Origin of the sequence: Paraburkholderia sp. RL17-381-BIF-C, assembly GCF_046026435.1 — a bacterium.
In the GTDB taxonomy this organism is placed as follows: Bacteria; Pseudomonadota; Gammaproteobacteria; order Burkholderiales; family Burkholderiaceae; genus Paraburkholderia.
Genome location: NZ_JARESX010000045.1, coordinates 1 through 12,639 on the forward strand (window position 1 = coordinate 1; position 12,639 = coordinate 12,639).

Annotated in this window: 9 protein-coding genes; 7 read left to right on the forward strand and 2 right to left on the reverse strand. The window is 60.3% G+C overall.

Annotated elements, in window-relative coordinates:
• Together P0D70_RS24440 and mug are read left to right on the forward strand one after the other, a co-directional pair.
• Window positions 1-699 (forward strand): GlxA family transcriptional regulator (locus tag P0D70_RS24440; protein WP_408186354.1); only part of this gene is annotated, 699 nt, incomplete at its 5' end.
• Window positions 696-1,226, forward strand: a complete 531-nt coding sequence (mug, locus tag P0D70_RS24445; protein ID WP_408186355.1) for a G/U mismatch-specific DNA glycosylase — start codon at window positions 696-698, stop codon at window positions 1,224-1,226. The genes P0D70_RS24440 and mug, both read left to right, overlap by 4 nt.
• On the opposite strand, the gene P0D70_RS24450 is transcribed toward mug, so the two are convergent.
• A complete protein-coding gene (locus P0D70_RS24450; protein ID WP_408186356.1) occupies window positions 1,187-2,119 on the reverse strand; it encodes a LysR family transcriptional regulator in 933 nt (310 codons plus the stop codon). The two genes, mug and P0D70_RS24450, sit on opposite strands and share 40 nt — an antisense overlap.
• A gap of 422 nt (window positions 2,120-2,541) precedes the next feature.
• Between P0D70_RS24450 and P0D70_RS24455 the strand changes: the two genes are divergently transcribed.
• The 5 genes from P0D70_RS24455 to P0D70_RS24475 all read left to right on the forward strand — a co-directional run bounded on the left by P0D70_RS24455 (window position 2,542) and on the right by P0D70_RS24475 (window position 10,891).
• Window positions 2,542-3,216 (forward strand): antibiotic biosynthesis monooxygenase family protein, encoded by a 675-nt coding sequence (locus P0D70_RS24455; protein WP_408186357.1) that lies wholly within the window; start codon window positions 2,542-2,544, stop codon window positions 3,214-3,216.
• Between the two features lie 104 nt (window positions 3,217-3,320).
• Complete coding sequence (locus P0D70_RS24460; protein ID WP_408186358.1) at window positions 3,321-4,946, forward strand: MFS transporter; 1,626 nt, start codon at window positions 3,321-3,323, stop codon at window positions 4,944-4,946.
• Between the two features lie 11 nt (window positions 4,947-4,957).
• Window positions 4,958-6,034 (forward strand): HlyD family secretion protein, encoded by a 1,077-nt coding sequence (locus P0D70_RS24465; RefSeq protein WP_408186359.1) that lies wholly within the window; start codon window positions 4,958-4,960, stop codon window positions 6,032-6,034.
• Entirely contained in the window at window positions 6,031-7,572 is a 1,542-nt protein-coding gene (locus P0D70_RS24470) for an efflux transporter outer membrane subunit (RefSeq protein WP_091796409.1), read from the forward strand. Before P0D70_RS24465 ends, P0D70_RS24470 begins: the two co-directional genes overlap by 4 nt.
• A 493-nt stretch (window positions 7,573-8,065) precedes the next feature.
• Window positions 8,066-10,891, forward strand: coding sequence for a 2-oxoglutarate dehydrogenase E1 component (locus P0D70_RS24475; RefSeq protein ID WP_408186384.1), 2,826 nt, complete (start codon window positions 8,066-8,068; stop codon window positions 10,889-10,891).
• A 142-nt stretch (window positions 10,892-11,033) separates the two neighbouring features.
• On the opposite strand, the gene P0D70_RS24480 is transcribed toward P0D70_RS24475, so the two are convergent.
• Window positions 11,034-12,185 carry a porin gene (locus P0D70_RS24480; protein WP_408186360.1) on the reverse strand — a complete coding sequence of 384 codons (1,152 nt, stop codon included), beginning with the start codon at window positions 12,183-12,185 and terminating at the stop codon, window positions 11,034-11,036.
• Window positions 12,186-12,639: the final 454 nt, after the last annotated feature.

The following is a 12,639-nucleotide window of genomic DNA, read 5'->3' on the forward strand; positions in this document are numbered from 1 at the left end:
GCATTCGTGCTTGCGCATGCGGGACTGCTGGACGGCAAGGAAGTGACGACGCATTGGGCGGACGCGGGCCGCCTCGCCAATGAATTTCCGCAGGCTTGTGTGCAGCCCGACAAGATCTTCGTTCGAGACGGACGCCTCTTTACGTCGGCAGGCGTGACGTCCGGCATCGATCTGTGCCTGTCGCTAGTCGCGGAAGACTGGGGACACGAGCTGGCGGTGCGTGTCGCGAAACGCCTCGTGGTTTATATCCAGCGGGAAGGCGGCCAGTCTCAGTACAGCCCGTATATTGGCACCGGGCGGGACGAAGATCCGATTATCGGCAAAGTGCACCGGTATGTGACCGAGCATATAACCGATGCGCTATCCATCGAACAACTCGCGAGCGCGGTTGCCGTGAGCCGGCGAACCTTCTCCAGACTATTTGCGAAGCATGCAAAGGTGACGCCGTCCGTATTTGTCGAGCAGGTTCGCGTCGACACGGCGAGGAAGTTGCTCGAAGACTCGGATGCCCCGCTGAAGACCGTCGCATTCAAATGCGGCTTCCGTAGCGCCACGCATATGCGCACCACCTTCTCCCGGCGGCTCGCGGTGACACCGAAACAATATCGGCAGCGATTTCGCGGCGAGACAGCCACGCAGCGATGGGGAACCAACGGTGCCGACAAGCAGGTTTCTTTTCAAGGACTGTCTCATCCGTGACCGACGGCGGCTACCCTCAGGCTCTTCCCGATCTCCTTGAACCAGGCTTGACGCTAGTTTTCTGTGGAATCAATCCAGGCATTCGTGCGGCATCCACGGGTCACCACTTTGCAGGCCGAGGCAATCGCTTCTGGCGGGTCATGCATCTCGCAGGCTTCACTCCCGAACAGATTCAGCCCGAAGACGACTACACGGTTCTCCGATATGGCTACGGTCTCACCACGGTGGTTTCACGTCCGACGGCGCGTGCCGACGAGCTTGTGCGATCGGAGATCGAACTGGCCGGCGATGGTTTCCGGCGGAAGGTCGAACGGTACGCGCCAAGGCACGTCGCTTTCCTCGGAAAGATGGCGCTTGCCGCGATCTCGGGCAGTCGCTCTATCGATTGGGGGCGACAAACAGAGCCATTCGGCGGTGCATGCGCGTGGGTATTGCCCAATCCGAGTGGACTGAACAGGGGCTTCGACCTTGATGCACTGGTGTCCGCTTATCGGGAAGTTCGTATCGCAGTCACGTCCACGCCTTGAAGGTGCGCGTTGTTGCGTAAGGTCTCCGTAACGAAATCCACGAACGCGCGAATCTTGCCGCTGCTGCTTCGCCGCTCGACGTGAAGCAGGCTCACCGGGATCGACTCGGGTTCGAATGACGTCAGGACAGGTTGGAGCTTGCCTTCGAGCACCTCGGGAGCCGCCTGATACGACAGCAACTGGATTATCCCCACACCTTCGACGGCCGCGAGAACGGCAGCGGGGCCAAGGTCGACGATCATCCGCGGCCGGAATCTGACGGGCAATCTCGAACCATTTTCGCTGAACACCCACTCGAGTGGAAGCGAGACGCCGGTGAAAGACACACAGTGGTGATGGGTCAGATCTCTGGGGTGAAGAGGTTCCCCATGCCTCGCCAGATAAGACGGCGCGGCATACGTGCAACGCCGCACGAATCCCAAAGGTATGGCGAATGTCGAGGAGTCCCCAAGGTGGCCGACACGAATCGCAATATCCACCCCCTCCTCCAGGAGCCGCGTAGTTCGATCGACGTACACGGCATTGATGTTGACGTCCGGATAACGCAGTGCGAAGGCGTTGACCAGAGGAGCGACATAGCGCTGGCCAAACAGCACCGGCGCGGAGACGGTCAACGTACCGACGGGATTGAGCTGGTCGGCTGCGATGATCGATTCCGCGTCCGTGATGGTGTCCAGCACCTTCCTGCAGGCTTCAAGGTATGTCATGCCCGCATCGGTCGGACGAACCGAGCGGGTCGTGCGGGCGAGCAGGTGCGTGCCGAGACGGGCTTCCAGCGCACTGACCGCTCGCGACACCGCTGCGGCTGACATGCTGAATTTTTCGGCCGCACCAGTAAAGCTGCCCCGGTCGACGATGGCAACGAAGACCTCCATCTCACGCAATCTTTCCATTCCGCTTCCTACCTTTTTCACCACGCCAACACGTCGTGATTCTATGCGCAGTGATCCGCATGGTAACGAGCCACGACGCCGAGTGGCTCAAAGAAGACACAAATTGTCCAAGGACAGATTCTTTCCACGCTTGAGAATCCGCCTCCACATATTTTCCATACCGAATCAATCACCTCATCGCTTCGAAAGACACTCTTTCAGGCAGTGAGGGTTATCCGGCGATTCATTGCCAATTGGCAAAAATCGCCAATTCATTGGCCCAATACTCAACTAGCCTGGACTCCCATTAATCGGCCCATCCCGCACAATGCCTGTACGCGCCTGCTATCTGCAATACCGCAACGAATCGGCCAAAGGCGCCCGCAGCGCGCATTCGATTCAATACGTCGCGTCGTATTGCCAACTCAATGTAAGAGGTCCTCATGTTCTCCGCAATGCTTGAAGTCAACCCGAAACCCGAACAGTTCGACGCCTACCTCGGCATGGCCAAAATGTTGCGGCCTGAACTCGAGAAGATCGAAGGATTCATCGATAACAACCGTTATGCGAGTCTCACGCGCGAAGGATGGCTTCTTTCGCTGTCGAGCTGGCGCGACGAGAAATCGCTTGTGCGCTGGCGCACCACGACGGCGCACCACAAGATACAGCAAGCCGCGCGTGACCGCGTATTTGCCGACTACCGCTTGCGCATTGGCCAGGTGGTCAGCGATAACCAGCTGCCCGCCGGGCAGGTGTTGCGCGAGCAGCGCCTGGATGTCACTGAAGCGGGCAATGGCACCGCAGTGACGCTGCTCGATGCGAAGTGCTCGCCGGCGTGGCTCGAGCAGACCGGCGCAGAAGGAGTGGCGAAGTCGCTTGGCGTCGATACGAACGCGCCCGGCCTCGTTTCATGGGACGTATTCGACGCACTGATGACACCCGGCGACGTGATCGTAGTGGTGACGTGGCAAGACCAGGCGGCAGTCGAAGCGTTCGAACGCGCTGCGCAAACGGCGGATGGCTTGCGCCAGCGGAGTATCCGCATCGTCCGCGAATACGGCATGTTCGATCGCCGCGAAGCGCCGCAATACTTTGAAGAGGTACAGCGTAAGCCGTGAGGATTGGATTCGTTTGAGCGCGGGTCCTCGCATCTTCTCTCTCACACGAGTTCCGGCGCCAATCCTTAGATGCCCTATTGAACATGAGCAGCAACGAGGCCCCTATGACTACTGGCAATCCTTCGAGCATTGAGGCGCACGCACCGATCGTCGAGCGCTCGCAAGCGCCCGCCGCCGTGCCCGGGACAGCGGCTCCTGCGCAGCCGATGCCCCGTCATTCCGCGCTTTCGCTTCGACTCGCCACCGGCCTCGTCGGCATGCTGCTCGCGTCGCTGCTGGCTATTCTCAACGAGCAGGTCACTGCCGTGTCGATGGCGGATATCCAGGGCGCGCTTTCGATCGGTCACGACGACGGCACCTGGCTGACCGCCCTGTTCGAAGCGGCTAACGTGGCTACGATGGTGTTCGCTCCGTGGTTCGGAATCACCTTCACGCTCAAGCGGTTTACGATCGCCGCCGTAATCGCAACGATGTTCCTCGGCATCCTTTGCCCCTTTGCACCGAACCTGCTCACGCTCTATGTGTTGCGCGTTCTTCAGGGGATGGCCGGCGGATGCCTTCCCCCAATGTTGATCATCGTGGCGCTGCGCTATCTTCCGCCGAAAGTAAAACTATACGGACTCGCCGGGTACGCGCTCACGGCCACCTTCGGACCAGCGCTCGGCACACCGCTCGCGGCTTTGTGGACCGAGTATGTCGGCTGGCAAATGGCCTTCTGGCAAATCGTGCCGCTTGGCATCGTCAGCTGCGTGGCGATCCAGCAAGGGCTTCCGGCGGATCCGCTCAAACTCGAACGACTCGGCGCATTCAACTGGACCGGCTTTCTGACGGGATTCCCGGCCGTCGCCATGCTCGTGATCGGCCTTTTACAAGGTGATCGTCTCGATTGGCTCGACTCCGGGTTCATTCGCGTGATGTTTATTGGCGGGGCGCTGTTGTTCACCACGTTCCTTGTCAACGAGTGGTTTCACCCGCTGCCTTTCTTCAAGCTGCAATTGCTGTCGCGCAGAAACTTCGCGCATGGACTGACGACACTCCTGGGCGCGGTCATACTGCTGGTCGGCGTGGCGGCCATCCCCGGCCAATATCTCGCCAGGGTTCACGCCTACCGGCCGCTGCAGACCGCCCCCTTGTCGTTGCTGGTCGCGCTCCCGCTGTTGATCGCACTGCCTCTGACAGCTGCCGTCCTGAACCTGCGGCGGGTCGACCACCGCTGGGTCATGGCCATTGGCTTGTCTCTCATGATCACCACGTGCCTGATGGGTAGTTTCATCACGTCCGAGTGGATCCGCGACAACTTCTACTGGTTTCAATCCATACAGATCGTCGCGCAGCCCATGGTGATTCTCGCGATCCTGATGGGCGTCACGACGGGCCTGGCGCCGACCGACGGTCCATTCGCTTCGGCCATGTTCAACTCGCTCAAGACATTTTCCGCGGCTGTGGCGACGGCGCTCATCGAAGGGTTGGGCACGCATCGCGAACGTCTTCACTCGAACATGCTCGTGGACCATTTAGGCAACCACGCGCTCGTGACTAGCCAGAGTGTCGACGCGACTCACAGTCTCGGCGAACTCGCTCACCGGATCCACGAACAGGCAGTGGTACTGACCTCGGCGGATCTCTATCGCGTGATGGCTGGTGTGGCCATCGCGCTTCTTTTCCTCGTGCCAGTGTTGCCCGTGCGTATTTACCCGCCGTGGAGCACTACGCCGCCCTCTTCCCATTAAGGGCCGATATCATGTCAACCATTGCTCGATCTCCCCTCAAAATCGTTCGTACCGCCGCGCTGGTCGTCGCGGTCGGCGTAGGCGCATGGGCTTGCTCAAGCCTGTCAGGCGGCTCGAATACCGAATCCACCAACGACGCTTATGTCGAGGCCGATTTCACGCTCGTGGCGCCGCGTATCGCAGGCCAGATATCCGACGTATTCGTCAACGATAACCAGGCAGTCAAAGCGGGGCAATTGCTGGTCCGTATTGACGACCGCGACTTCCGGGCCGCTTTGATGAGTGCGGAGGCGGACGTGGCCGCGGCACAGGCCGCCGTCGCGAACTACGACGCCGAGATCGCGCGGCAGCCCTCGCTCGTCGAGCAGGCGCGCGCAACGCTCAAGGCCGACGACGCGTCGATCGAATTCGCACGGGCCAACGCCGCGCGGTACCAGAACCTCTCGGAGGCCGGTGCGGGGACTGCGCAGGAACAACAGCACACATCGAGCGCGCTCGCCGAGCAACTCGCGCACGAGGCGCACGATCGCGCCGTGCTGGCATCGACCGAGCAGAACCTGGACGTGCTGCGCACCCAGCGCGATAAGGCAGCCGGCGCGCTTGCACGTGCCGGGGCAGCGCTTGAGCAGGCAAAGCTCAACCTGTCGTATACGGAGATTCATGCGCCGGTGGACGGCAAGGTCGGACGGCGTTCCGCGCGAGTCGGCGCATTCGTGACGCCAGGCGCGACGATTCTCGCGATCGTGCCACTTTCCGACGCCTACGTTGTCGCCAACTTCCAGGAAAACCAGATCACCCACATGCGGCCTGGCGAAAGTGTGCGGATCAAGGTCGACAGCTTTCCTGGCGTTGTGATCCGCGGCCGTGTCGATAGTCTTGCTCCCGCAACCGGTGTGAGCTTTGCGCCGATCGCACCCGATAACGCGACGGGCAACTTCACCAAGGTGGTCCAACGCGTGCCTGTCAAGATCTCCATCGACCGAGGCCAGGAGGCGGCGTCCGCGCTGAGCGTGGGGCTGTCTGTCGAAACGGAAGTCGCCGTCGGTCAGCACGCCGACACGTTGGCGGAGGCGGGAGATAGAAAATGAATGCGAGCGACTTTTCCTTCCGCGTGTTGGCGCTGGAGATACTGGCGTGTCTGGTGATAGCAGGTTGTACCGTTGGACCGGATTTCGAACGTCCAAAGGCGTCGACGCCCGCGCAGGTCTTTGAGCGCACCCAATCCGCGCAAGCCTCGAGCAAGGCCGTCGAGGCCGGATTCAATCCCGATTGGTGGACGCTGTTCAACGACCCCACGCTGAACACGCTCGAACAGAAACTGGCCGATGCGAACCTCGATGTGGCCGCGGCGTCGGCACGCCTTCGGCAAAGCCGGGCCGAACAGCGCGTTGCGGGGGCAGCGGAATATCCGACGCTAGACGGTGCAGCCTCGTACAACCGCGAACGCGGAAGTCCGAATGGCATTCTGTCGCTGCTCGGCGTCAGCCCGACCCAATCCCAGCCGCAATCCGCTTCGGGCAGCGCGCCGCTTGGCGTGGCGCCGCTGCCGGGCTCCAAAGGTTCGCCGGCATACAACCTCTATCAAGCCGGTTTCGACGCGTCCTGGGAAATCGATATCTGGGGCGGAGTTCGACGCGGTGTCGAAGCCGCGTCCGCGCTGGCGGATGCTTCTTACCAGGACCGGAACGCAATTCTGCTGTCGGCTCGTGCTGAACTCGCGCGAGACTATATCGAGTTGCGCGACACCCAGTCGCTGCTGCGGATCGCGAGACAGAATCTGGAGATTGCTCGCAACGCCACGAAGCTCACGCAAGTACGCGCGCATGAAGGCGTGACGACGGATCTCGACGTGGCCAACGCATCCGCGCAGGTGGCGTCGATCGAAAGTCTGATTCCGACACTCGAGTCGCGAAGCGAGACCACGATCAACGCGATTGGCGTATTGCTCGGCGAGGAGCCAGGCGCGCTTCGGCAAACGCTCGCCGAACCGCGCGACGTGCCCGATTTGCCGCTACAGGTGCCGATCGGCTTTCCGTCTGAACTGGTGCAACGCAGACCAGACATCGGCAAGGCGGAGGCGCAGTTGCATGCGGCCACGGCGTCGATCGGCATGGCAAAAGCCGACTTCTATCCGCGCATATCGCTGAATGGCAGCGCGGGCTTTCAGAGTCTTCAGCTTTCGAGTCTTGCCAACTGGGCGTCCGGACAGTTTGTTGTCGGACCCTCCATTACGATGCCGATCTTCGAGGGCGGCCGCCTCAAGGGAACACTGAACCTGCGCGAGGCACAACAACAGGAAGCCGCGGTAGCATACAAACACACCGTGCTCAACGCCTGGCGCGAAGTGGACGATGCGCTTGTCGTCTACGATGCCGAGCAGCTGCGCCGCGACAAACTGACGACGGTGGTTGCGCTCAACCAGCGCGCGCTTTCGATAGCGCAGCAGCGCTACAAGGCCGGGGCGCTCGACTATCTCGACGTGCTGAACGTGCAGAAGCAACTGCTCGACGGCGAGAGCAACCTGGAACAAAGCAAGGCGAGCGCAGCCGCGAACCTGATCACCCTCTGCAAAGCGCTGGGCGGCGGCTGGGAGTCCACTTACGCCAACCCCCAGGCGTCGCGTTGATTGGAGCGCGGCCGACTGCTGAGTGATGAGCGTCGGCCTGGCGTGTTCTCACTGCGCGCCTGTGCAGAGCCGAAGCGTCGCATCGGGCGAGATTGAACGCCGTTTCTGGCGGTTCGATCTCGCGTCGAACCAGCTCGACCTTGCACACATACGAGATTCTGGAAGCCCTGGCGTCGTGGCCGGGAACCAACGAAGAGTGTCCCAAAACCATCACAGTTGAAGCGTCGGAAAGGACCCGCAAAACATAGACTGTGTTTACCAGCAGTCAGGAGACTGCTGGTCCTGGCGGGCACAGGGACCTGGTGGCATGAGTCACGGGGTCTTGCACAAGTTGACGCGAATTACGTGGCGTGGAATCTCACCTCGTTTCGCATCCAAGTTTTGTCTTCGTGTCCCTGCGAAAGCTTTGGCGTGGCCAAGGCGGAAACGGGTGCTGCCCTGGGTAAATTCGTGGCGGATATCGGGCATGGTCCCGGCTGAGGACAGAGTCATCATGATGATGCGCAATCGCAGTACCTCCTTCCTGTTTGGAGGCAACGCTCCTTACGTCGAGGAGCAATACGAGGCATACCTTGCCGACCCGAACACAGTGTCGGATGAATGGCGAGGCTATTTCGACGCGTTGCAGGGCGTGCCCGCAGTGGATGGATCAGACGCAGGCGACGTTGCGCACGCACCGGTCGTATCGCGCTTTGTCGAGTTGGCCAGACAGGTGCGGACCGGAGGACGCTCGGAGGACGACGTACTCCGTTTCGCCCAGAAGCAAGTCGCGGTGCAGGCACTGATTTCGGCCTATCGCATGGTCGGCACCCGCAATGCTCATCTCGATCCACTGCGCTGGAGCGCGCCGGCGCCGGTGCGTGATCTGAACCCGGGCTACTACGATCTGTCCCACGCGGACATGAACACGAAGTTCAGCATGTCCGGCACTTACTTCTCCGACGAAGACGCGACGCTCGGCGATCTGGTGCAGGCGCTCACAGAAACGTATTGCGGGACGCTGGGCGCCGAGTTCATGCATCTCGCCGATCCCGATCAGCGTGGCTGGTGGCAGATGCGTCTCGAGTCTTCTCGTGCGAAGGCGACCCTGGATACCGGCGACAAGCTGCACATCCTCGAACGGCTGACAGCAGCCGAGGGCCTTGAAAAATACCTCCATGCCCGCTACGTCGGTCAGAAACGCTTTTCGCTCGAGGGTGGCGAGTCGCTCATCGTGCTGCTGGATGAGCTGGTTGCATACGGCGCCACCAAGGGCATCAAAAGCTCGATTCTCGGCATGGCGCACCGTGGGCGACTGAACGTTCTCGTCAATATTGTCGGAAAGCCGCCGGCCGCGTTGTTCGACGAGTTCGACGGGAAAACCGCGCATCTTCTCCCGGCAGGTGACGTCAAATATCACAAGGGCTTTACCGGCCTGCTCCCGACTGCAACCGGGCCGGCGGAAGTCACGCTGGCGTTCAACCCTTCGCACCTCGAAATTGTAAACCCGGTTATTCAAGGGATCGCGCGCGCGCGCGCCGAAGTATTGGGGCAAGGCGCGGCTGCGGTCCTGCCAGTGGAGATTCACGGGGACGCCGCGATTTCAGGGCAAGGTATCGTCATGGAAACGATGAACCTGTCGAATACCAGAGGCTACGGCACCGGCGGCACGATCCATGTGGTGGTGAATAACCAGGTCGGCTTCACCACGTCCGACCCGCGCGATGTGCGCTCGTCGTTCTATTGCACCGACATTGCCAAGATGATCGAGGCGCCGATCCTGCACGTGAACGGCGACGACCCCGAGGCAGTGGTTGCGGCGACGCGCCTCGCGATCGATTTTCGCGCCATGTTCGGGAAGAGCGTCGTTATCGATCTGGTCTGCTTCCGCCGTCATGGTCACCAGGAACAGGACACGCCGAACATCACCCAACCGTTGATGTATCGCTCCATTGCAGGCCATCCGGGTGTCCGTACGCTCTACGCGAAGAAGCTCGTGGACGAACGGGTCGTGACGACGGAAGACGTGGAGAAATATGTCCACGACTACCGTGAGCATCTTGACGCTGCGCAAGCCAACGAAGAGAAGAAGCCGGTCGATACAAAGAGCGAAGAGGTGACCTGGCCGCAGTTGCTCGATGGAAACGTCGACCGCATCTATTACTCGGCTCCGTTGCCAGATCTCGTTCAGAAGCTCGCATTGAAGATCACGAGCGTACCTGGGCAATATGCGCTGCATCCGCTCGTTGGGAAAGTGATGAGCGCCCGCCGCGAGATGGCGGAAGGCAAGCGTCCACTAGATTGGGGGATGGCCGAGCATCTCGCTTTCGCTTCCCTGCTTTCCGCCGGAATCGACGTACGTCTGAGTGGGCAGGACAGTGAACGGGGCACGTTCAGCCATCGCCACGCGGTGCTTCACGATCAGAAGCGGTCGATTCGGGGAGAGGGCACCTACGTGCCGCTGGAGAACGTGTCGGATGACCAGGGGCGATTCTCGGTCACCAACTCGGTTCTGTCGGAAGCTGCGGTGCTGGGCTTCGAATACGGATACTCGGTTGTTCGACAAAACGCGCTCGTGATGTGGGAAGCGCAGTTCGGCGACTTCGCGAACGGCGCGCAGGTTGTGATCGACAACTTTCTGTCCGCGGGCGCTGCAAAGTGGGGGCAACACAGTGGCTTGACGATGCTGCTTCCACATGGTCAGGAAGGTGAAGGTCCGGAACACGCGTCCGCCCGACTCGAGCGCTATCTGCAACTGTGTGCCCAGGAAAACATGCGGGTTGTGCAGCCCACGACGCCGGCGCAGATTTTCCATCTGTTGCGTATGCAAGCCGTGCTGCGTGATCGCGTGCCGCTCATTGTGATGACGCCGAAGTCGCTTCTGCGCCACCCTGAGGCTGTCAGCAACCTCGAGGATCTCGCGCAAGGCCGATTCAACGAGATTCTTGGCGAGTCGCCTACCCAGGAAGCAGCGTCCAAGGTGGACCGGGTCATCCTGTGTTCGGGCAAGGTCTACTTCGAACTTCTGGAGCGTCGGCGCAGGGCCCAGAAAGACAATATCGCGTTGATTCGCGTTGAACAGTTGTATCCGTTCCCTGGAAAGCGGATCAGTGCGGAACTGGAGCGGTATCCGAATCTGAAGGATGTGGTGTGGTGTCAGGAAGAATCGAAAAACCAGGGTGCGTGGAATTTCGTATTGGAACCGCTGTTGGAAATTGTGAAGGCACCTGCGGCGCTGCGCTATGTCGGGCCGGAGGCGACGGCATCGACTGCACCGGGTTACCGGTCGATGCATGCTGCGCGTCAGGAAAAATTCCTGCATGCGGCTATCGAGGAGTAAGGCGGCCGTGAAGGCGAATCGGAGACGATGTCGCTGATTCGCCTTCGCTGGCAAGCTCGCAGGGCGCGGATGTGAATTCGCGTGCCCCTGACTTTCGATCACGATGTATCTTCACGGCGTGCCGCCCTCCTCGCTGAGCCCCTCAAAACCGGGTTCGTAATCCGACGGTTCCAACCACCTGGTTTGCAGTCGACGACGCGCCGCCCGATGTATTGATAAACGCAACGTACTGCTTGCCGCTCACATGCTGAAACATCCCTTCCGCGTAGACATCGGTTCGCTTCGAGAGTGAATAGATCAGTTGCGCATTGACCTGATTCCACTTGGGGTCTGCGCCGTAGGTCGTCGTGCGAGTGGCATGACCGTCGGTGTAGACGTAAGCGACGCCCAGCTTCAGCGCTGGCGTCAGTGCGTAGCGGCCGTTGACTTCAAAATTGTCGAAGCGCACTGTGCCACCGGCCGACCCGAATGACTTCGTGCCTTGGTACTGGCTGTGGGAATACACGAAGCCGAGTACGGCCGGGCCAAACGCGTAGTTCAGACCCGCGGCCGCAACGCGCTGCACATCCGCGCCGAGCACGAATCCACCGGTGCCGTTGGCTGTCGATTCAGCCGTGTCGATTGCGCCCGACGTGTTGGTGCTATTCGATCCATTGATCTGCAAATAGCTGGCGGCAAAGTTCAACGGTCCGTTGCCGTAACTTGCACCGACACTGTAGGCGCGATTCGAGCTGAAGTCCGTGCTGTTCGAGAACGCGTAAAGCGCTCCGAATTTCAACCCCGCAATGCTGTGGCTATTGAACTTGACGGCGTTGTTGATGCGTACCGAGTAGTCCAGGTTGTCATTGTCGAATGGGTGCGCGAAGCCCGTCTTCCCGAACGTCGACGCCACCTCGGAGAGCGGCGCGACGAAGTCGACACCCGAGTCGTACTGGCGGCCGAATGTGAGCGTGCCGTACTGAGCCGCATCGATACCGGCGTAAGCCTGCCGCCCGAACAGGCGGTTGTTCTGCCCGAGCTTGCCGTTCTGGATGTTGAAGCCGTTCTCGAGCACGAAGATCGCATGCAGTCCGCCACCGAGATCCTCGTTGCCGCGCAGGCCGAACTGACTACCGTTGATGTTGCCGCTCGTCGCCTGAATGAGAGAGCCTGCGCTTGAGCCTTTCTTGACGTTGTTCGTGTACATGATGCCGGCGTCAATCAGGCCATAAAGTGTGACTGAATTCTGGGCATGCGCCAGCGGAGCGATCAGGCTGGCCGCGACAGTAGCGCCCAGGAAGAGCTTCTTGGTCAAAGTTGACTCCGGGAAATGGTGACAGTGCGAGTTGTGCCGTTAGAGGGAGTCGATGCTAGAAGTCTGTCCGCTGCAGCGGAACTGATCTCTTGTCATATACAAATCACCGATCGTGTTATTGGTTTTTTGACGATGGCTTCGTGAGGACTTTATATAACGGCATCCTAATTACTTTGCCGGTACAGGATATGTTGTGAAAACCGTTGACGGGTGGCGCTTTTCGCTTGACCAGCCACTCATCCTCTCTGCACTGCAAAGCGCAAGAAAACAGATTCTCATTAGTCTTCGCGCGAACCGGGTTACTGCGATTCATCTATGCCGTGTAACAGACCCTTCCAGTTTGCGACACGGACTTCACCATTCCGTGATCGACTGTGAAGGCTAATGAGCGGCATTCCCGGACAAGGCCGTCGTCCGCATCGACGCGAGCCATGCGTCAGACAGAGCTGTCGGA

Bases quoted from the DNA above. Each gene is read 5' to 3' on its own strand.
- P0D70_RS24450 (WP_408186356.1), bottom strand. From the start codon at position 2,119: ATGGAAAGATTGCGTGAGATGGAGGTCTTCGTTGCCATCGTCGACCGG.
- P0D70_RS24455 (WP_408186357.1), top strand. From the start codon at position 2,542: ATGTTCTCCGCAATGCTTGAAGTCAACCCGAAACCCGAACAGTTCGAC.
- P0D70_RS24460 (WP_408186358.1), top strand. From the start codon at position 3,321: ATGACTACTGGCAATCCTTCGAGCATTGAGGCGCACGCACCGATCGTC.
- P0D70_RS24465 (WP_408186359.1), top strand. From the start codon at position 4,958: ATGTCAACCATTGCTCGATCTCCCCTCAAAATCGTTCGTACCGCCGCG.
- P0D70_RS24470 (WP_091796409.1), top strand. From the start codon at position 6,031: ATGAATGCGAGCGACTTTTCCTTCCGCGTGTTGGCGCTGGAGATACTG.
- P0D70_RS24475 (WP_408186384.1), top strand. From the start codon at position 8,066: ATGATGATGCGCAATCGCAGTACCTCCTTCCTGTTTGGAGGCAACGCT.